We start from the raw sequence: 22,420 nt of genomic DNA on the forward strand, positions 1-22,420 counted from the left end.
TAATTATTTTATTTACATACAGTATCATTGGGAGGATAAGCTTATGAATTCATTGGAACGTGTTACGAAAGTACTTCAATTTGAAGAGCCTGATAGAGTTCCTGTTTACCCATTAGTGGCTGGAATATCTAGAGAGCTGATAGGTGCAGATTATAAGACATGGTCCACCGATGCAGATGTTTGTGCTAAGGCATTTATTAAAGCCACTGAAGAATTTGGTCTGGATATGATTGCCACACTTATAGACCTTTCTGTTGAAGCTGCAGATTTTGGAGCAAAACTAATTTTTCCTGAAAATGAGGCAGCTCATCCAGTCCATGATGACAGATTTATTAAAAGTCCAAGTGAGTATAGTAAAATTAGGCCAATTAATCCAAGAGAAACGCCACGAATGAAAATGCATATAGATACATGTAGGAAGATAGTAAAGGCCAAGGGAAATGAGACCCCTATTGCAGCTTTTATATTTGGTCCCCTGGGAATTCTCGGTATGTTAAGAGGGCAAGAGGATTTATTTATGGAGCTTATAACAAATGGAGAAGAAGTACATACAGCTTTAGAAGCTATTAATAATACTTTGATAGAATATTGTGATGCATTAATTGAAACAGGGGTTCATGCTATTATGATAGATACTCTTTATGCTTCAAAATCTATAATGAGTAAAAGAATGTGGAAAAAATTTGAAGGTGTATATGTAAAAAAACTAGCTAAGCATGTACATGATAAGGGTTGTATGTTTATGATTCATAATTGTGGTCATGGCAATTATTTAGATGTTCAGATTGATATGATGAATCCAGAAGCTGTTTCATTTTTACATTTGCCTGACGATTGCTCATCTACGACAGAATTGAAAGAAAAATATGGAAAGAAAACTGTTCTAATAGGACATATTGACCCACCTTGGTTGGTTAGTGCTTCTGAAGATGAAATAAGAGAAGAGTGCCGTAAGCAGATAGAACAATATAAAAAAGGTGGAGGATTTGTTTTGTCTACCGGATGTGAATTTCCAGTTAATGCAGATATTAGAAAAGTAGGAGTTATAGCTGAAGCTGCAAGAGAATACGGCAAATATTAAAGCTTTATAATTGTTTATATTTAAAATAGAAAGTCCAGTAATTTATCGGACTTTCTATATATTTTATTATCAGCAGTATTTTGTTAGAAGGCAGAGGAGGTAACGAAAGTTGAATGAAAAAAAGATACATCTTCCTGAAATTAATAAGACTATTAATGTGGCTAACTCTAAAGACAGCTTGCTGGATTTACTTGCGAAGGAAGAGATTATTATATACTCGCCTTGTGGGGGAAAGGGGACTTGTGGAAAGTGCAAGATTAGAGTAAAAGGCAGTGTGAATGATATAACTAATGAAGAGAAAAATTTTTTAACTGAAGATGAATTAGAGAATGATATTAGATTAGCCTGTAGGACTTTTATAACAGGATATGCAGATGTATATCTTCTGGAAGGAAAATTAAGAAATGATTCTAAGAGCAGTCTTGAAACCTTAAAGGAATATAAAGTTAATAACAAGGTTATTAAAAAATATATAAAGATTCATAAGCCAACCCTTGAAAATAACAATTCAGTAGTAGAATGTATAAATAATAGCTTAAAAGATGTTCATATTGATTTAGATATGCTAAGGAAAATATCTAAGGATATAGATTATTCAAAAAATGTAACAATCACATTATATGATAATGAGCTTATTGATATGGAATACGAAGATACAAGGGACAAAAATTATGGTGTGGCCATAGATATAGGTACAACAACTGTTGCATGTTATTTAATGGACTTAAATAATGGTAAGCAAATTAAAGTGTCATCTACACAAAATCCCCAGGCAGTTTATGGAGCAGATGTAATTTCTAGAATAAATTATTGTTTAGAAAATGAAGAAGGAGTAGAGGTATTAAGTAAAAAAGTAAAAAAAGGGATAGATGAATTAATAAAAGAGCTGAGTGTAAAGGCCAATATTGATAAAAGACATATATATCAATGTGTATTAGTGGGAAATACAACGATGAATCATTTGTTTATAGGGTTAAATCCTAAAAGTCTCTCGGCCATGCCCTTTAACCCTGTAATAAAGGATGTAGTAATTGAAAAAGCAAGTAGAATAGGAATAAATAGTATAAATAGTCATGGTAAAATAGTATTTTTGTCTAATATAGGAGGATTTGTAGGTTCAGATACAGTTGGAGCTATTATATCAGCAGATTTAACCCATGATGTAGATAATAGCTTAATAATAGACTTAGGAACAAATGGAGAGATAGTATTATCAACTCCTAAAGGAAGATATGCATGTTCAACAGCTGCAGGACCTGCCTTTGAAGGTGCAAAGATAAAGAATGGTATGCAGGCCTTTAGTGGTGCAATTAATAGTGTCATAATTGAAGATGATATGCATTATACAACTATAGACAATCAGCCAGCTAAAGGAATTTGTGGATCTGGATTAATAGATATAATAAGCGAATTTATACGTATAGGAATTATAACTGAAGATGGGAAAATAGTGGAACCCCATGTTTTAAATAATGAAAAATTATCCAAAAGAATAATCAAAAATGGAAGGAAGAAAGAAGTTATAATTGCATATGATAATGAGACTTACAACAGACAAATAATTACAATAACCCAAAAAGATGTCAGAGAACTTCAACTTGCTAAAGGAGCAATTAAGGCGGGAATCAATATTCTACTTAAAGTGGCTGAAGTAAAATTTCAAAATATAGATAGAATATTATTGGCAGGAGCCTTTGGAAACTATATAAATAAAGAAAGTGCCAGAAGAATAGGTGTTTTTCCTAATGTTGAGTTGGATAAGATAATTTCTTTAGGAAATGCTGCTGGTGAAGGAGCCAAATTAGCTTTATGTAATAAAGAGATATTAGATATTAGTAGAAGGGAATATTCATTAGCTACTAAGCATATTGAAATATCAACTCATCCTGATTTTCAAGATGAGTTTGTCAGTGGCATGTATTTTAAATAATATTGGCAGGTGATGGAAATGAGATTGAAAGCTTTTATATGTGATGTATTGGCTAGAGAATTTTACTATTGGTCTGCTCTTTCTCCTCATACTATAGATATAGAACTTTTGAGTTCAGAAAACCATGAATATCCAAAGGAGATAAATAGAATACTACAAAGTAAAATTGATTGTTTAGATAAAGAGAAACATAAATATGATTATATATTACTTGGCTATGGATTATGCGGAAAGGTTTTGGAGGGAATTGAAAGTAAAGATATTCCTATGATTATTTCCAGAGCCCATGATTGTATAACTTTTTTTATGGGATCTAAGGAAAAATATAATGAGTATTTTATCAATAATGCTGGAACAATGTATTATATAGAATCTTGGATAGAACGAAATGGATTGAAAAAAGAAAGAAAAGAATTAGAAGCTATCGGACTTGATGGTACATATGAGGAATATGAAAAAAAATATGGAGAAGAAGGCGCAAAATACTTAATAGAATTGGCAAATGAGTGGAAGAATAAGTACAATAAGGCATTGTATATAGCATCGGAGTTAACTAATCAAACATTTAGTAACAATTATGTAAATGAAGTTAAAAAATTGGCTTGTGAGAGGAATTGGTCATTTGATGAAATTAAAGAAAATTCCTCATTGATAAAAAAAATGGTTTTTGGTGAGTGGAATGACAAAGAATTTCATATGGTTCCAAGCTTTAGTAAGATATACCAAACTGTTGATGAAAGAATAGTGAGCTCTTATGCTTGTGATAATTTAAAAGTTATATAATAACAAGCCCTTATAGCTAAAAAATTAGCTAAGGGGTTTTGTTATTATATAACTATTTCTACTTTTATAAATAATTATTTATCAAAAACCAGAGTTTCTTCTTTTTCATTTTTAACAATGGGGTTTACATGATGTAGAGAAATTTTTTCTTGTTTAAAGGCTTTGAAAAGGCTAATTAACATCAGAACCATAATAATTACAAATGGAAAGCTGAGGGCAAAAGATAATGTTTGAACTGCTTGTAATCCTCCAGCAATTACGAACATAGAAGCAAGTGCACCTACAATTATACCCCAGAATATTTTTAGGCCATAGAAGGGTTCTAAATCACCACCTGATGTCATCATACTAACAACTAATGTGGCACAATCAGCCGAGGTAAGGAAAAAGATTAAGACAACTACCATGGCCAGTAGAGAAAGCAATTGGGATAGTGGAAAGTGATTGAAGGTAACAAATATGGCGCTAGTAAGTTCATTTAAAGTTGCCTGAGTAATTCCCCCTGCACCAAATAATTCTATATGAAGTGCAGAACCACCCATTATACTGAACCAAACAAAACTTAATAATGATGGAAATACAAATATGCCTAAAAGAAATTCTTTAACAGTTCTTCCTTTGGATATTCTGGCTATGAAACTTCCTACAAATGGAGCCCAAGTGAGCCACCATGCCCAGTAGAATACAGTCCAAGTTCCTACCCAGTCATACCCCGAATGTTTTGCCACAGTGCCTTGGGCATCTGTAAAAAAGCTCATCCAAACAATATTTTGCAGATAGTCCCCAACACCTTCTACAAATACTTTTACTATATACTTAGTAGGGCCTATAAACAGTACAAATACCATTAGAAAAAAAGCAAGTAACATATTTGTATTACTAAGTCTTTTCATACCTTTCTCAATTCCTACTGCTGTTGATAATGTGAATAGAAATGTACATATTATTATAATGATAATTGCTGTTGCAACGGTATTTGGTATTCCATATACTAAGTTTAGACCTGTATTTACTTGCATTGCACCTAACCCAAAAGAACTGGCTACCCCAAAGAGAGTGAGAGTAACAACAAAAGTATCTATAGCTTTTCCAATAGGACCTTTTACCTTTTCACCTATAAGTGGGTAGAAGATTGAACTTATAAGACCAGGCATTCCTTTTCTAAATTGAAAATATGCAAGAGGAAGGGCCACTGCAGCATAACTAGCCCATGGATGAAATCCCCAATGGAAGAAGGTGTAGTTCATAGCTAATCTTGCGGACTCTGCTGTACTAGCTGTGCCAAAGGCAGGGTCTGCAAAGTGCATAATTGGTTCAGAAACACTCCAAAATACCAAGCCAATGCCCATTGCACCGCTAAATAGCATAGCAAACCAGCTTCCCGTACTAAAATCAGGTTTTTCATTATCTTTACTTAGTCTAATTTTTCCATATTTACTAAATGCAATGGCAATGGCAACTCCAACAAATAGAGCTTCAGCCAATAAGTAGGCCCATCCAAAGTTAGATATGTAAAAATCAAAAAGCAAGCTAAAGGTATTTTTCATGCCTTCAGGTGATAAAATAGACCATGCCACAAAGATAATACAAATAATAGCTGATAACCAAAAAACAAATTTATCGATTTTTCCCCAAAACTTACTCATATTAGACCTCCATTGCAGTCTTGATTTTATCAGAAGCTATTCCAAGGTCTATTAGATAATCAACGAGTTTGGATTGAATATCAGATGAAAATTCAGGCTTTTCATAAATAGACAATAGTTTTTCTTTTTTCTTTTCGATATTGGCAAAAATCTTTTCATTGGCTTTTTCGTTTGGGTATGAGCCTCTAATGCCAATTTCTGGAGACCAAGCTTCATTTCTACAATGTTTAAATGTATGTTCTTTAGTTAAGAATTCTCCCCCTGGGCCCACTTGATTAATAAGATCAACGGCAAGTGATTCTTGATCAGTTTTTATACCTCTCATAAACCGTTCTACCATATCTATTATTTCTATATCAACAATTAACTGTTCGAAGGACATTGAAGCATAATTGTCTAAAATTCCAGCTCCATGGAATATATAGTTGATTCCTTCCATACGAGTTATAAGTAATGACATCATACTTTCATATCCACTTTGTACCGATACACATTTGGCATCATTCAACGTTCCTCCACCACGTGAAGGAAGTCCATATTCTTTAGCCAATCGTGCAGCGTAGGCTGTACATAAAGCGCCCTCAGGAGCACCTATTGCAAAACTACCTGTCCGCATATCGGAAGTTGAACTTGCAGAGCCATATATTACAGGAGTTCCCTCTCTAATCATTTGAACGATTGCTATACCTGCCAGTGATTCAGCGCTAGCTTGAGCAATAGTGCCTGATAATGTTACCGGACCTGTGGTACCTGCCATTACAGCTGGAGCAATAATCATTGGCTGACCATGGCGTGCATAAATTAACATGGTATCTAATGTTGTTTGGTCAAATTGCAAAGGACTGGAAGGGTTTAAGATCGTCAAGATTCTAGGCTTCTTGTGTAAATTTTCTTTACCTCCAAAGACGATTCCGAGCATATCCATAACTGCTTGAGTTTCTTTGGCACCTCCTGGGCCTCCCATTATACATTTATCACTATGAACTAAAGTTGAAAGCAACATTATAGGATAACTTTCTGAAGATTTTAAGTCCGTAGGTTGAACTAGGACACCTCCATTAATATTAAATTGATCACTTTCATGAACAATTTTAAGGAAGGTTTTATAATCATTAAATAAGGCGGGTCTTGTAGTACCATCTGATTCTGTTACTGCTGGAGCTCCATATGTGGAATTATATTCTGCGTGATTTCCACCTATAAGCATATTATATTTTGGATTTCTGGCATAAATTGTAAATTCACTAGGAGCTTTTTTAATCCATTTCATTATCTGATCTTCAGTGAAATAGGCAGTTCTATTTAAAACTTTTATTCCATTTTGTTTAATAATTTCCAACACTTCCGAGTTATATAATTTAACACCTGTTTGCTCAAGTATTTTCATTGATGCTGCATGGATATTCCGTAAGTTTCCTTGCATGATATATGCCTCCTTTGATAAAATAATTTCATGCTTACCTAATATTTGATCAAATAAACTAGTTTCAATTTACTATAATGGTATTAATTTTTAAATTATATAGAAATTGAAACGATTATAAATTAATTAAAAATCCCCCCTTTATTAAATGATATAATCAAATGAAATATTTTAAAAATACAGAATATTCAGATTGCAATTTGTGTGCCAATTAATTAAATAGGCGTAAAATATAGAATAATCAACTCTTTATGGTTTTTTATCTTTTTTTAGTATTTAAGAAAGTGACAACTAATTGTGCAGTTTTAATGCAAATAAATTTTGCATATATATAAAAATAGACAGATGCTTTTTAGAAAGTATAATTATATAGATGAGATAATTGCATAATACATATAGTAGTCATTTGGAGACTTTAAAATTAGATATAGTAGGTGGGTTTTGCAAAAGGTAACTATGTAATTTCCTTAGATAAGAAAAAGAGAAAATATAATAAGTTTTTTAAAAAATAACTATAGGGATTTAAATAAAGACTTTAGTTTATACATGTCTAATACTCTCAAAGATCTTAAGTATTTGTATATGTATAAACTAAGTTTTACTATATAGATTTCCCATATCAAAACTTAATATATGCATATTAAAATATCCGATATTTCTTGAGAGTTTTGATTTTAAGGTAGTATATTTACTTTTTTAGAGGTTGTTTTATGCAATATTTTTTCATTCTATATTGTAAACTTTGCCTTTTTATATCTAGTTGTCGAGCTGTATGTGATATGTTCCAATTGTTTCTTTGTAAAGCCATCAAAATAACTTGTTCTTCTAAAGCTTCCATGGTATTAGATAATGGTTCGATTTGTAAGGATAAGTTCACATTTGTATTTTGATTTAACTTTTCATCAAGCTTGTTTAAAATATGCTCAGGCAGATGTTTAGGTAATACGATAGTTTCATGTTTGCTCATAATATTCATTGCAGATTCTATTGAGTGCTGAAATTCACGAATATTACCAGGCCATGAGTATTTCATGAACATATCCATTACTTCAGGAGATAAACTGCTTACATTTTTCGATAATTCTCTATTGTATTTTATAATAAACATTTTTGCTAATAAAGGAATATCATCTTTCCGCTGACGCAAAGGAGGAATTTTAAGATAAACTACGCTTAATCGATAAAACAAATCTTCACGTAGTTTTTGTTTTTGTATTGCCAATGTAGGTTCCATATTTATATTAGTAATAATTCTTACATCTATAGGAATTTCTTCAACAGCCCCCACCCTTCGAACAGTACCTTCTTGTAAGACCCTTAATAGTTTTGATTGAAGTCCCATACTCATGGAATTAAGTTCATCTAATAATAAAGTCCCATTAGTAGCTTGCTCTAAAAGGCCCATCAGTTCTTTGACTAGCATCATGTATACCTTGAGCAAATAATTCTTTGATTTTTGAATAATCCCGCATAATGGAGACTGCTCCTATTACTTCATTATTTCTAAAAAGAGGATATGTATTGAACATTCGCAACGGAAAAATCTAAAAGATCTGCTGCTATTGTATTGATACTAAATATAACATTATTTCTATGGAGCATAATTGTACCTTGTTGAATTCAAGAGAATATTCCATTAAGTAATTTTTCAGTATCATAGTAGTTTTTTATCATTATATATTTTCCTCCAATAGAGTTATTTTCAAAGGAAATTTAGATTATATAAAATTAATATGATTATATTAATCTTATATATTTGAGCAAATTTCACAATTCTAATTTATCAAAATTGAATAATAGATATGAGATAGATTTAGAAATAGTTTCTCTAATTACATATTTTAGCATAAAAGAACGAAATGATTAAGGAATATATTTCTTGTAGGGTATTTCAAAATTAAAAAATCAATAAATTTACAATTGCAAATAATTTTTCAAAAGAGGTTAAAAAATTATTCTATGCAAAATAGATTAGATTAAATTGGAGTTATTTTAGCAAGTATAATTAAGTGAGCAAATTGCATAATTACTAAACCCCAGAATAATTAGTGCTATTAATTTAGAGCCATTTGAGGCGATAGAAAAAAATTATCTACTTAATGATCTATTTTATAGACTTGGTGTAGTTTGTATTAATATACCATCTTTAAATGAAAGAAAAGATGATTTACCACTTTTAACTGAATTTTTTGTGAAAAAGATATGTAGTAAATTGGGAAAAATAAATAGAAGGGTATCTGAAGATGTTTTAGTTCTATTCAAAAAATATGATTGGCCAGGAAATATACGTCAATTAGAATATATTATTGAAAGTGCACTTACATTAATTAGAAGCAATGAACCAGAGATATTATTAGAACATTTACCTGAATACTTTAGAATCACATCGGTCGATAATGAAATAAATTCAATTAAAGAATCAGAAGATGATGATAATGTATCATTGAAAGATGAAATTAATAGAATGGAGAAAAATAGAATTATTCTTACACTTGAACAGACAAATGGAAACATTTCAAAAGCTGCTAAAAAACTTAATATGAGTAGACAAAGTTTGCATTATAGGATGAAAAAATACAAAATAAAGATTTCTAAGTCAAAAATTTTTTGATTTTCAAAATCACGTAACTATATAATAGATTAAAAAGAAATATAACTTTATAGCATGGATAGCTATAGAGTTATATTTTGTTTTGAAAATATAATAATTCAATTAAGAAAATTTATTAATATTCTATTCTATACTGCCTAGGGGTGAAACCAGTGACTTTCTTAAAAGTTTTTGTAAAATAACTTTGGTCATTAAATCCTACCGAGATGGCTATATTAGGTATAGTATCCTGAGTATTGGCTAATAAACATTTACTTTCTTCAATACGTATCTTTTGGATATACTTTGAGAATGAAACCCCTGTTTCTTTTTTGAATAAGGTAGAAAAATACGAAGGGTTAAGATGAACATAATCTGCAACCTCCTTAAGTTTAAGAGGATAATTGTAGTAGGAGTTAATGTATGAAATTGCTCTTTTTATTATGTCTTTATTTTTTGAAGAAGGTATGTTGACAACACATTCTGAATAATAATCTAATACTTTCAGCATCCAAAAAGATAGATTATTCAAATCCTTTATTGTTTTTAAATCTTCAAACAATAAATAGTTAAAGGCCATCATTTCTCTTAGATTTGCTCCTCCTTCTATAGCTGCACGGGAAAGAAGAGAGCATAGCTCTATCATTCTAGTTTTTATAATATCTATATTATGTCCTTCATTTAAATATATAAAAGCCAATAATTTATTTAAAATATTTTTAGCTTCAAGATTATTTCCATTCTTTACTTTAATATATAAATTTTTTTCGTAATAATATGATAAATAATCCTTATTGGGTTGAGCCTTCGTTAGTTGTACTTCTTCATTTATTCTGGATTGTTGTTTCATTCGTTGCTTTTTTTCATCTAATATGCTTTTAGATTCTTTTAAATGTAACGAAGTTATCATAAAAAGAATATCTCCCAAATATTTGATTTTAGAGATATCAATTATAGGTATTGTTTGAACATATTTAGAAAAACTATGGGATTCATTAGAAGAAAAGGTTGAAATTTTTTTTGTTTTTAGATCTATTAATTTATTATCTAATTCTTTAATTGATATAGGACCAGCTATTAGGCCGCCCCAAAATACGTTGTTATTTAACAAAGGTATTGCTATATGCATGAAATCCATAGGACAAAAAAAGAAATAAGGTTCTCCAATATTCATAGATTGTTTACTTGCTTTACAAAATTCATTTTTACAAAAAGAAATTTCATTGGAATGCTTATTGCACAAAGAGCAAAATTTCATTGAATTTCCCATAGAGTCCAATATATTGCCGCTTTTATCAACAGCTCGAATACTTACATCTATAGCCATGTAATATGTTTTTAAGAGCTCTTTTAAGTTTTCTTTTAGTAAGTTTCCATTTTTGTCAAAAATCATTTAAGTCTCCCCCATTTAACCTCTTAAAAATTTTTAAAAAACATTATTTGATGCCACAATAGTGCATCTATATTATAAAATTAATAAAACTTAGGTACTATAATTTATCATTAGCTAAATAAAGGAATGGGATGTTTTTGGAGGTAGTAATTATGTAATTTTGCCAAGTTAGAGTTATGCAATTTCCTCAATTAATTTAATATTGAGCTTTACTTAATAATAGTACAAAAAAAAATAAGTTTCAATAAGAAAATTCTGAAAAACCCAAAAAAATTACCAAAAAAATAATAAAGTTGCAAGATTTAGAAAAGGAAAATATATATCATATTAATTGAGGGAAGTATATAATTTGAATTTAGGGGAGGTCTAATAACCGTATGACTGGAAAAGAACTAATATTTAAAACATTAAGGCATGAGAAAACAGAGAGGGTTCCTTGGATTCCTTTTGCAGGTGTTCATGCAGGTAAATTAATAAATGTAAATGCAAAAGAGATACTAACTGATGGAGATAAGCTATTTAAGTCTCTTTTAGAGGTTAACAAATTATACAGACCAGATGGTCAACCAATAATGTTTGATCTTCAAATTGAAGCAGAGGTATTGGGATGTGAATTGATGTGGGCAGAAGATGCTCCACCGGCAGTTAAAGCCCATCCTTTATCAGAGACTAAAGAAGTTCCATGTACATGTATGTTGCCTCAAAAAAATGATGGAAGAATACCAATGGTTTTGGATGTAATGAAGAGAATGAAAAAAGAAGTAGGTGATACAACTGCTCTTTATGGTTTAACTTGTGGACCATTTACATTAGCATCACATCTTCGTGGAACTAATATTTTCATGGATATGTTTGAAGATCCAGAATATACAAAAGAGCTTATTATTTTTGCCAATGAAGCAAATAAAAAAATGGCTGAATATTATATTGAAGCAGGTATGGATGTTATTGCTATAGTTGACCCACTTGTATCTCAAATCTCACCAAGACATTTTAAACAATTTTTATTAAATCCATATAAGGATTTATTTAAGTTTATAAGAGAAAGAGAAGTTTTTTCATCATTTTTCGTATGTGGAGATGCTACAAGAAGTATAGAGGTTATGTGTCAAACAAATCCAGATTCTATTTCTATAGATGAGAATATAGATATGGTAGGAGCAAAAGAAATATCAGATAAATATAATATAGCTATTGGAGGAAATATTCCTCTTACAACAGTCATGTTACATGGTACTCAGCAGGACAATATGAAATATACATTGGATTTATTAGATAAATTGAGTCATGATAATTTGATTATTGCTCCAGGCTGTGACATGCCATACGATGTGCCTATTGAAAATACCATAGCTGTTCAGCAGACTATTCGTCAGCCAGATGAAGTTAGAAAAGTTCTTGAAAATTATGAATTTGTTGAAGAGGATATTGAAATAGATCTACCGGATTATGAATCTCTTGAAAAACCACTTGTTGAGGTGTTCACTCTTGATTCAGCCACTTGTGCTGCGTGTACTTATATGATGAATGCAGCTAAAGATGCAAAAGATTATTTTGGAGATAGAATAGATGTTATTGAATACAAGTTTACCATTAAAGAAAACATAGCTAGGGTAAAGAAAATGGGAGTTAAAAACTTACCTAGTATATACATTAATGGAAAATTGAAATATTCTTCTATTATCCCAAATAAAAATGAATTGCTTACTGCCATAGAAAAGGAAATGAAGTAAAGTATAAAACTTTTATGATATTGTTATATCTCATAATGATGTATATATTAAATAGCCTAAGTAGAAGATTATTAGTCCTAGGGGATGTTTATGATGTCAATTAAAAATAAGAAAGAACTTTATCTAGTTTCGGGATTCTTAGGTGCAGGGAAAACCACTTTTATGAGTAATTTAATAAAAATGTTTAAAAGTCAAAAAATAGCTATTGTAATAAATGAGTTTGGAAAACAGGGAATAGATGGTCTACTGTTAAGTAAAGAAGGAATCTCTATAAGGGAGATCAGCAATGGATCTATATTCTGCAATTGTCGTTCAGACAGTTTTATAGATGCACTTGTGAAAATCTCAGAAATTCCAGTGGATATTGTTCTAATTGAAAGTTCAGGACTGTCAGATCCAACGGGAATGTCTAAAATTTTATCTATGGTTCAGGAATTAACGGAAAATAGTTATGAATATATAGGAAATATAACAATAGTAGATGCAACAAATTTTGAAAAATTACTATCTACAGCAGTTGCAGTAAAGCTTCAAATTGCCAGTAGTGATTTAGTACTTATAAATAAAATTGATTTAGTAGATAAAGGGAAATTAGAGAAAATTGAAAACTTGATTAAAGAAGTAAATCCATTGGTCTCTATTAAGTATACAAAATATGGTTTGATTAAAGATAGGCGGTGGATTGAAAATCTCAACTGCAAGAATAGCTCGGGAGATATAAATATAGCAAAGAAACGAATAATAGGAACACAAAAAATTTTAGTTTCTATGGAAGGCAATTTTTCAAAAGAATTAATCAGAAAATGGATTGAGGATTTTTCAGATTATTTCTATAGGATTAAAGGATTTGTTCGTATTGAAGGAAAATGGCATTACATAGATGGAACATCAAATCAATTAGAGATTACAAAAACCGATATAATGCCGGATAAAGGCTCTCTAGTAATATTGGCATCAGGCAATCAGCCAGTAAAGAAAAATATGATTTCTAGTTGGCAGAATTATTTTAATCGGGATTTAGTTTTATTATAAATTGTTAGTTAGTATTATAGCCTGATATTTTAGGGCAGTGGAATAGATTACTTTGTTTTTAGCTATGAATTGGAGATGAAAAAATGAGTTTAAATATATCTAGACACGATAAAAATCTTAATAATAAAGTATTGATGATATTAAATAAAGCTCTTCATGGAGGACAAATAACTAAGAAGGAAGCTAAAACTCTCCTAAATGTAGATGTATATTCGAAAGATATGTATAATATTTTAGCTTGTGCCAATGTTCTTTCAAGAAAGCATTTCAAAAATCTTGGAGAAATATATGCACAGATAGGACTAAATAATTCGCCATGTTCTAAAAATTGTAACTTCTGTTTCTTTGGTGAAAAGCATGGTTTAATTAAAGAAATAGTTAATATAGAAGAAGAGGAAATATATAGAAAAGTAGATAACTTTATAAAATCCGGCGTTACAGAGGTATTCTTAATGGCAACGGCAGACTATGATTTTGAAAAATTTTTAGCAATAGGAAGAAAAGTTAGAAAAATTATACCAAAGGAAATGAAATTAGTTGCTAATTTAGGTGATTTTAATAGGGAAATGGCCTGCGAGCTTAAGAAAATAGGATTTACTGGAGCCTACCATATCTGTAGATTAAGAGAAGGTGAAGATACAGATATTCCTAAAGAAGAAAGGATATCAACATTATCAATTATTCAGCAATCGGATTTAGAGCTTTATTACTGTGTTGAGCCAATTGGACCTGAGCATACTATAGATGAAATTGTAGAAGAAATATTTAGGGGATTGGAGTATGATGCTTCTGTTATGGCAGTAATGAGAAGAATTCCAGTAAAAGGAACTCCCCTTGAAAAAGCTGGTCAAATAAGTGAACTGGAGCTTTCTAAAATATGTGCTGTAACACGTTTAGCTGCAGGGGATTCTATTAGAGCAATGGGAGTACACGAACCTAGCCTTTTATCTTTAGTTGGTGGTGCTAATCAGATTTACGCTGAGAAGGGGTGTAATCCAAGAGATTTAAAGAAGGAAACTAGTGATGGTAGAGGATTTTCAGCAGCTATGGCTAACAAGATGTTATTGGAAGCCGGTTGGGAGTATTGATTAATTCTGAGTAAATATATTATTGTATTTTTAGAAGACAAACTTGTTTGTAAAGCAGGTTTGTTTTTTTATTTAACAATACTGTTTTGATTTCCTCATTTATTATATACTAAAATTATGCAAATAGAACTATGAGGAGGTATATAAGCTTGAACATAGAGAAAGAACAATTTTTCGATTGGGGTCAGATTCAATGGCAATATGAACCGGAAAAAAATAACTCTCGCAGCAATATGAATATAGGAATTATTACAATTTATCCAGGAAAAAGACAGAATATGCACATCCATTACGGTGATGAACAGGTACTTTATGTACTTTCAGGAGAAGGTAAACAAATTGTTGATGATGAAATCACATTAATACATCCTGGTTCAATATTTCATATTGAAGCGGGTTCTACCCACGAGACTATAAATACTGGGGAAAAACCATTAAAGGAATTATTAATATCTAGTCCTGTGAATTATGAGCAAGAGATATTTGTAAAAAGCAAAAGACAAAAGATAGAACAATACAATGAAAAAATATATCCTGATAGAATAGAAATAAATAATGAAATCGAATATTTATTTAAAAAGAATATAGATCCATTAAAAATTCCTATAATTATATTTGATCATAAGGGAGAAATAATCATTAAAGGCAATTATTGTCCTAAATTTTGTAAAATTAATTGTGATATAGATAAAAGTATTTACAATTGTGTTCTATACAATATTAAAGATGAATATACACCTCCACATTATAGTGATTCAAATGCTTTTGTCTGTCCCTATGGCTTAACAGTATTTACAGTACCAATAATATATAATGAAAAAGTTATTGGTACTGTTAAAGGCGGTCATATAAGAGAATCGAAAAGTAAAATTAAGAGTAATAGGAATATGAAGGAAAGTGGTGCAAGTTATGTGCCCTATGATACTCCAAAAAGTACTGTTAATGCTATATTACAAATAATGAAAAAGCTAAGCAAAAATATTGTTAATTATTATATATTTAAAAACACAGAGATAGAATTGAATAAAAAAGATGAAATAATCAAAGATATTGTAAAAAATGAAATTCTCTTGGAGGAATCTTTAAAAACTACTAAAGATAAAGTTTTAAGTATACAAATAAATAATCATTTTTTATTCAATACTCTCAATGCTATTGCTAGTTTAGCAATAAAGGAAGGTTCATTCAGTACTTATAATGCAATTGTTGACCTTTCAAAAATGTTTAGATATACCTTGAAAAACAGTAGCTATTTTGTTGAATTTAAAGATGAAATAAATTATTTAAAGAACTATATTAATCTTCAAAAGCTTAGATATGGCCATAGATTAACCGTTGATTTTAATATTTCTTTAGAGGTCAAAAATAGAAATGTTCCCTTTAACTTTCTACAACCTATAATAGAAAATTGTTTTAAACATGGATTTAAAGATATAAAAGACAGTATGAAAATTTCTTTGAGTGCTCAGATAGATGAAGAAAGATTAATAATTGAAATAAAGGATAATGGTATAGGAATAAAAGAAAATGACTTAATTGAGCTAAAATCTAAAATAATTGATGATAGAAATTATCTTATGAGTGGCTTAATTATGGTTTGGTCGAAACTGGGAAAATATTATGGAAATAATTTTTTCTTTGATATTAAGAGTATTTATGAAAAAGGAACCTTAGTAATAATTCACTTGCCCCATAAAATTATTTAGAAAAAATACACTGATATTTTTAAAGGGAGGTAAAGGAAATAGATATGAGAAGAGCTATAATAGTAGATGATGAAGAATCCTCAGGTGAAATCATAAAATATCTTATTAAACAAAGTAATTTACTCATTGAGATTGTTGGTCAGGCAGCTTCAGGAGATGAAGGAGTTAGACTTATAAAAGAGTTAAAACCTGATATAGTATATTTAGATATTAAAATGCCGGTTTACAATGGAATAGAAGTTATGGAAAGAATAAACTCTTCATATACAAGATCAATAAATTTTATTGTTATTACTGCATATAGCTATTTTGAATATGCACAATCCTCATTAAGATTAGGAGCAAAGGATATTCTATTGAAACCAATTGATCCTGAGCAATTCAAGAGAGCCATGGAAAGGGTTATGGGTTACAGGTATACAGATAATCAATTTTTAAATGATATATTAGAATATATTAATCAAAATTATAGTAGTGAAATAGAACTAAATAAATGTGCAAAGGAGTTCCACACTAGTTCCAATCATATTTCAAGAATGTTTAAAAGACATTTGGGAAAAAATTTTATTGCATATCTAAATGAATTAAGAATAAAAAAAGCTGAAAAATTATTAAAGGATACTGAATTGTCAATTAAGGAAATAGCTCATAAAATAGGATATAATAATCTAAATTATTTTTATAAGAATTTTAAAAAATTGACGGGAACTACTCCCAAAAAGTTTAAAGAAAATAGTGGCTAATGGCCACTGTTTTTTTGTTCAATAAAATGTTAAATTTGTTCATAGAAATTGTTTGAAAATTATGAAAAGATATAATTAGGAGAATTGCATAATAAATATGATGGTGTTTTAAGATTTTAAAGCTATATAGTAGATATTGAAAGAAGATAATCATACAATTTTCTCAATTAACAATATAAGGATTGAAAGGTTGTGATAGAGGAAAAATTGATTATTAAGTATTTTGAATGGAGGGAGATAATGATTAGTCTAAAGGAAAACGCTTATAAGATAGAAGGGAAGTTAGTTGAAATAAGAAGACATCTGCATATGAACCCTGAATTAAGTTTTAAAGAGTTTAAAACAGGAAAATATGTTAGTAAATATCTTAATGAACTGGGAATTACAGTAGTTCAGGAGATAGGAAAGACCGGTGTATTGGGGATATTAGAAGGAGTTAAAGAAGGTAAAGTGGTGGCATTGAGAGGAGATATGGATGGATTACCTATTATAGAAAGAAATGAAGTTCCTTATAAATCCAAAAATCAAAATATGCATGCTTGTGGACATGATGTCCATACAACATGTCTATTAGGCGCTGCAATTCTTTTAAGTTCAATCAAAGATAGTTTGCCGGGAACAGTTAAGTTTATTTTTCAGCCGGCTGAAGAGATAAATGAAGGCGCTTTAGCTATGATTGAAGATGGTGTATTAGAAAATCCTAAGGTAGATGCAATATATGGACTACATAATTCTCCAAACATATCAGTAGGTAATGTGGGTGTAAAATGCGGACCATTAATGTCAGCAGTAGATACAATAAAAATTAAAATATATGGGGAAAGCGGACATGGAGCGGTACCACATAAAGCAAGGGATGCAATTGTTGCAGCATCAGCAGTTGTTCAAAGCTTACAAACTATTGTAAGTCGAAAAATATCAGCCTTTGAAACTGCAGTAGTATCCATAGGGACCATTCATGGAGGACAGGCTAATAATGTTATAAGTGATTATGTAGAGATGACTGGGACAGTAAGAACATATAATGCTGAAGTAAGAAAAAGTATACCTAAAATTATGGGGCGGATTATCAAAGATATTTGTTCAGCATTAGATACAGAAGGGAAATTAGAGTATGAATTTACTTTACCAGCTGTTATAAATGACGAATACATTACGAGGATAGGGAAAAAAGCAGTGGCAAAAATATCTGGAAAAGAAAGTATAGTAATACCAGATTTGTCTGGGGGAGGAGAAGATTTTGCGTTATATCAGGAAAAAGTTCCCGGGTGCTTTTACTTTTTAGGAGTAAGAAATGAATCCAAAGGTATAGTTAACGAATGGCACCATCCTAAGTTTGATATTGATGAAAAAGCATTGCCAATTGGAGCAGGTATTTTAGCACAGTCAGCCCTTGAGTTTCTAACAGATTAAGCATTAAATTTTGGGTAAGTAAGCTTTTTCATAAATATAAATATATAAGAGAGTGAGGTTAATATATGTCAAATGAAAAATTAACTAGGGGGGAATCAAGACAAAATAAGAATAAAATATCGGTATTTATTAGATTATTTATTGTAGTGGCAGTTATCGTATTTCTTAGTGAATTCATTGGAACAAAAAAAATACCCTTTGGGCCTGGCCAAGTTGTACTCCTTCCCATGTTATATGCAGTAATAATTGGACTGATAATAACTCCAGATATATTAGGGAAAAAATTAACCTTTCTAAAAGAATTACTATCAGAAGAAGAGATAGAAATGGCCGGTGCAATGGTAATGTTAGCTTTGCTGCCATTAGGAGTAAAATATGGAGCACTAGTTGGTCCCAATATTATAAAAATAATTGAGGCAGGTCCAGCATTACTACTTCAAGAATTGGGAAATCTAGCAACAATATTAATAGGTCTACCTATTGCATTATTATTAGGACTCAAGAGGGAAGCCTTCGGTGCAACAGTAAGTATCTGTAGAGAACCTACATTAGGAGTAATAACTGAAAGATATGGTATTAATTCACCAGAAGGTACAGGGGTTTTAGGTACATATTTAGTTGGAACAGTTTTTGGAACTATCTTTTTTGGACTGCTTGGTTCTTTGGCTGTAAGAACTGGTCTTCATCCCTATGCCCTTGCAATGGCTTCAGGAATGGGGAGCGGGAGTATGATGACAGCAGGCTCAGCAGCATTGGCGGCCACAGTACCAGAAATGAAGGACGCTATACTTGCATATGCAGCAACAAGCAATATGTTAACGGGTTTAACGGGAGTTTATTCTGTTATTTTTTTAGGAATACCTCTTTGTAATTATTTGTATAAAAAACTGGAGCCTAAATTAGGTAAAAAGGGAGGGCATGCTAATGTTAAGTAAAACTTTAAGGCAAATAAAGGTTATGATAATAGTAGGACTTATAATATTAATAGGACAGAAAATAGGATATGGAATATCTGTATTTAAAGCAATTCCAGGTGTTTTAATTGTATTAACAATAGCTATAATTGCCCTTAAAATTAAAGAGCTTACTCCCAAATTAAAATTTCCTGCTTTTGCCTGGGCAGTATTAATAGCTCTTCTACTTAGTATGCCATTTATGCCAACGGCAAAAATCTTTTTACAATATACAGATGAAGTTAATTTTTTAGGAACAGCCACACCAATATTAGCCCTTGCAGGAATTTCAGTTGGAAACAAGATTCCACAAATTAAAGAAATGAGTTGGAAGGTTTTTATAGTTGCAATAGTAGTATTTATAGGTACTTATTTTGGTTCAGCATTAGTTGCCAATACTGTATTAAAAATTCAAGGCATTATCTAATTTTAGTATAAATTCTAAAATGTGTATATTAATAGAAAATAAAGTCTAATACACAAAACTTAGAACTATAAAGACGTCATTAGGCGTCTTTATTCTTTTTGTTCAATAACAGGTTAATTTAGTTAATATAATTAAACAGAATATTATGAAATAATTTAATTATCATATGTTTATTGTAAAAAGACTATAAAATCAAGGAGGAACTAATATGTTAAAAACTGTTAAAGAAAAGGATTTTGAATTATATAAAATTGTTGAGGAAGAACTGAATCGTCAAAAAACAGGACTGGAAATGATTGCTTCAGAAAGTTTTGTATCGACTGGGATTATGGAATTGCAAGGAAGTATTCTGACTAATAAGACCATGGAAGGCTTTCCTGGGAAACGCTATCACGCAGGTCATGAAGTGATTGATAAAATGGAGATTTTAGGAATTCAAAGGGCTAAAGCTTTGTTTGGAGCTGATCATGCAAACATACAGCCTCATTCTGGCTCTCAGGCTAATCAATGCGTTTATGCATCTATTATTAATCCTAAAGATAAAGTAATGGGTATGAGATTGGATCAAGGCGGACATTTAACCCATGGAAGCAAGGCAAATTTTTCAGGAAAAATATACGACTTTATTTCATATGGATTGGATAAGGAAACTGAGCTTATAGATTATACCGAACTTGAAAGACTGGCAAATAAGCATAGACCTAAACTTATCGTTGCTGGAGCAAGTTCATATCCAAGATTTATAGATTATGAAAGAATATCAAATATAGCTAAATCAATAAATGCATATTTTCTAGTTGATATGGCCCATGTGGCTGGTCTTGTTGCAGCAGGAATACATCCATCTCCAGTACCATATGCTGATTTTGTTACTTCAACTACAACTAAAACCTTAGCTGGAGCCAGAGGTGGATTTATACTTTGCAAAAATGAATTTTCTAAAAAGATTGACAAAGCTACATTTCCAGGAGTTCAAGGTTCTTCTCACCTTCACATAATGGCTGCTAAGACATTTACATTTAAAAATGCCATGACTGATGAATATAAAGTGTGTATGAAACAGGTAGTGAAAAATGCTAAAAAGTTATCAGATGCTTTGCAGAAAAAAGGATTTAGAATAGTATCAGGGGGAACAGATAATCACTTATTACTAGTTGATCTTAGGCCTAAAAAACTTACTGGAGCACAGTTAGAGGAAGCTTTGGCCTTTGTAGGTATAACTGTTAACAGGAATATGATTCCCTTTGATCCTGAGAAGCCCATGATAACTAGTGGTGTAAGAATAGGAACTACTGCTATGACAATTAAAGGGATGAAGGAAAGGGAAATGGAAGAAATAGCGGAAATGATTAATAAAGTTGCAGAAAATATAAATGACAAGGGAGCTTTAGATAAAATTAAAGAAAATGCAAGAGACTTAGCATTAAAATATCCACTATATCATGGTTATTTTGATTTTTAAGAAAACCCCAATTAAAAGTATTTAAATAGTATGAAGTAGTATAATTGGGAATTTCAAAACCGATAAACCTCATTGACTAGAATAATGTTTTTATATTAAAGTTATGGGGTTTTCTTCTTTTTTGGGAATTTAAGTTTTTTTATTAAAGGATTGAGAAAAAATATTTTAATGACGATTTATTGACTTTAAAAGTGTTAAAATAGTATGTATAAACTAAAGTTTTTACTTAAATTTTTATAATAGTTTAAAAAATATTAATAAAGGAAGTTAATAAGCTTTATGGGAAATAATATGAATATATTAGGTGCACTCCATAAAAAAATAGAAAAAATTATAGAAGATGAAAAGGTTCTTAGCGTATTATTAATAGGGTCAGCAGCAGAATTAGAAAAAGAAGAGGAGTTTAACACTTTAAAAGACATAGACCTCTTTGTTATTACCGATGAAGAATATGAATTTGAAAGGGAGGTAATGCCCATTGAAGATGTATTATTCGACATATCCTATATGTCATTTAATACATTTAAAAATTCTATTGTTGAAGGAATTCCGTTTTTGATTAATTCATTGCAAAGCTATAAAATTATATATAATAATATTAATAAAGAGTTAAAAGAGCTTTTAGATAAAATAAAAATTATATATGGAAATGGACCAAAAAAATTTCAGGAAGATGATATAGAATATATTAGATTTAAATTTTATCAGGATTTGGAAGATATATATTCTAGAAAGAAAGATGTAGTAAACACAAAATTTTTAATGAATAGTCTTTTTTATAATATATTAAATTCATATTTTAAACTTGCTGGTTATTGGGTACCTAAAGATAAGAAGTTATTAAAAAATATACAAAAATTTGACGATATTTTATATAATTTGAGTGTAGGGTTCATTGAAGAAGAAGATTTTAATGTAAAACTAAAAAATCTTAAAGTTATATTAGACTATGTTCTCAAGCCCTACGGTGGAGTTAATAAATTTTGGAAAAGAAAAAAATTTCCACTAATTTAAATG

18 protein-coding genes are annotated in these 22,420 nt (G+C 30.4%); 14 read left to right on the plus strand and 4 right to left on the minus strand.

Features of this window, described 5'->3' with window-relative positions; all coding sequences use genetic code 11:
- Window positions 1–43 precede the first annotated feature (43 nt).
- From B5X81_RS02365 to B5X81_RS02375, 3 genes are all read left to right on the plus strand, one after another.
- A complete protein-coding gene (locus B5X81_RS02365) occupies window positions 44–1,081 on the plus strand; it encodes a uroporphyrinogen decarboxylase family protein (protein WP_079489072.1) in 1,038 nt (345 codons plus the stop codon).
- A gap of 109 nt (window positions 1,082–1,190) precedes the next feature.
- On the plus strand, window positions 1,191–3,011 hold the full coding sequence (locus tag B5X81_RS02370; RefSeq protein ID WP_079489074.1) for an ASKHA domain-containing protein: 1,821 nt from the start codon (window positions 1,191–1,193) through the stop codon (window positions 3,009–3,011).
- Window positions 3,012–3,029: 18 nt separating this feature from the next.
- Entirely contained in the window at window positions 3,030–3,794 is a 765-nt protein-coding gene (locus B5X81_RS02375) for a DUF1638 domain-containing protein (protein ID WP_170917241.1), read from the plus strand.
- Window positions 3,795–3,868: 74 nt separating this feature from the next.
- On the opposite strand, the gene B5X81_RS02380 is transcribed toward B5X81_RS02375, so the two are convergent.
- From B5X81_RS02380 to B5X81_RS02390, 3 genes are all read right to left on the minus strand, one after another.
- Window positions 3,869–5,440 (minus strand): glycine betaine uptake BCCT transporter, encoded by a 1,572-nt coding sequence (locus B5X81_RS02380; RefSeq protein WP_079489077.1) that lies wholly within the window; start codon window positions 5,438–5,440, stop codon window positions 3,869–3,871.
- A 1-nt stretch (window position 5,441) separates the two neighbouring features.
- Window positions 5,442–6,863 (minus strand): trimethylamine methyltransferase family protein, encoded by a 1,422-nt coding sequence (locus B5X81_RS02385; protein WP_139380224.1) that lies wholly within the window; start codon window positions 6,861–6,863, stop codon window positions 5,442–5,444.
- Between the two features lie 688 nt (window positions 6,864–7,551).
- Window positions 7,552–8,328: a sigma 54-interacting transcriptional regulator gene (locus B5X81_RS02390; protein ID WP_330397331.1), complete on the minus strand. Its 777-nt coding sequence runs from the start codon at window positions 8,326–8,328 to the stop codon at window positions 7,552–7,554.
- Between the two features lie 672 nt (window positions 8,329–9,000).
- Here B5X81_RS02390 and B5X81_RS02395 point away from each other — a divergent pair.
- Entirely contained in the window at window positions 9,001–9,474 is a 474-nt protein-coding gene (locus B5X81_RS02395) for an AAA-type ATPase lid domain-containing protein (RefSeq protein WP_456298916.1), read from the plus strand.
- Between the two features lie 115 nt (window positions 9,475–9,589).
- On the opposite strand, the gene B5X81_RS02400 is transcribed toward B5X81_RS02395, so the two are convergent.
- Entirely contained in the window at window positions 9,590–10,846 is a 1,257-nt protein-coding gene (locus B5X81_RS02400; RefSeq protein WP_079489083.1) for a helix-turn-helix domain-containing protein, read from the minus strand.
- Window positions 10,847–11,223: 377 nt separating this feature from the next.
- Between B5X81_RS02400 and B5X81_RS02405 the strand changes: the two genes are divergently transcribed.
- The 10 genes from B5X81_RS02405 to B5X81_RS02450 all read left to right on the plus strand — a co-directional run bounded on the left by B5X81_RS02405 (window position 11,224) and on the right by B5X81_RS02450 (window position 22,417).
- Window positions 11,224–12,579 carry a uroporphyrinogen decarboxylase family protein gene (locus tag B5X81_RS02405; RefSeq protein WP_079489084.1) on the plus strand — a complete coding sequence of 452 codons (1,356 nt, stop codon included), beginning with the start codon at window positions 11,224–11,226 and terminating at the stop codon, window positions 12,577–12,579.
- A 93-nt stretch (window positions 12,580–12,672) separates the two neighbouring features.
- The gene (locus B5X81_RS02410) at window positions 12,673–13,611 is read left to right on the plus strand and encodes a CobW family GTP-binding protein (RefSeq protein ID WP_170917242.1); all 939 of its coding nucleotides are present in this window, start codon (window positions 12,673–12,675) and stop codon (window positions 13,609–13,611) included.
- 83 nt (window positions 13,612–13,694) lie between these two features.
- Complete coding sequence (locus B5X81_RS02415) at window positions 13,695–14,699, plus strand: radical SAM protein (RefSeq protein ID WP_244281974.1); 1,005 nt, start codon at window positions 13,695–13,697, stop codon at window positions 14,697–14,699.
- A 149-nt stretch (window positions 14,700–14,848) separates the two neighbouring features.
- A complete protein-coding gene (locus B5X81_RS02420; RefSeq protein ID WP_170917243.1) occupies window positions 14,849–16,405 on the plus strand; it encodes a histidine kinase in 1,557 nt (518 codons plus the stop codon).
- 44 nt (window positions 16,406–16,449) lie between these two features.
- Window positions 16,450–17,148 (plus strand): response regulator transcription factor, encoded by a 699-nt coding sequence (locus tag B5X81_RS02425; protein ID WP_079489089.1) that lies wholly within the window; start codon window positions 16,450–16,452, stop codon window positions 17,146–17,148.
- A 240-nt stretch (window positions 17,149–17,388) separates the two neighbouring features.
- The gene (locus tag B5X81_RS02430; protein ID WP_079489090.1) at window positions 17,389–18,561 is read left to right on the plus strand and encodes a M20 metallopeptidase family protein; all 1,173 of its coding nucleotides are present in this window, start codon (window positions 17,389–17,391) and stop codon (window positions 18,559–18,561) included.
- Window positions 18,562–18,626: 65 nt separating this feature from the next.
- A complete protein-coding gene (locus tag B5X81_RS02435; RefSeq protein ID WP_079489092.1) occupies window positions 18,627–19,496 on the plus strand; it encodes a DUF3100 domain-containing protein in 870 nt (289 codons plus the stop codon).
- Window positions 19,486–19,941 carry a hypothetical protein gene (locus tag B5X81_RS02440; protein ID WP_244281976.1) on the plus strand — a complete coding sequence of 152 codons (456 nt, stop codon included), beginning with the start codon at window positions 19,486–19,488 and terminating at the stop codon, window positions 19,939–19,941. Before B5X81_RS02435 ends, B5X81_RS02440 begins: the two co-directional genes overlap by 11 nt.
- A 208-nt stretch (window positions 19,942–20,149) precedes the next feature.
- Window positions 20,150–21,403 (plus strand): serine hydroxymethyltransferase, encoded by a 1,254-nt coding sequence (locus B5X81_RS02445; protein WP_079489095.1) that lies wholly within the window; start codon window positions 20,150–20,152, stop codon window positions 21,401–21,403.
- A 279-nt stretch (window positions 21,404–21,682) separates the two neighbouring features.
- Window positions 21,683–22,417 (plus strand): hypothetical protein, encoded by a 735-nt coding sequence (locus B5X81_RS02450; protein WP_079489096.1) that lies wholly within the window; start codon window positions 21,683–21,685, stop codon window positions 22,415–22,417.
- Window positions 22,418–22,420: the final 3 nt, after the last annotated feature.

The sequence above is a fragment of the Maledivibacter halophilus genome, from assembly GCF_900167445.1.
GTDB lineage: Bacteria > Bacillota > Clostridia > Peptostreptococcales > Caminicellaceae > Maledivibacter > Maledivibacter halophilus.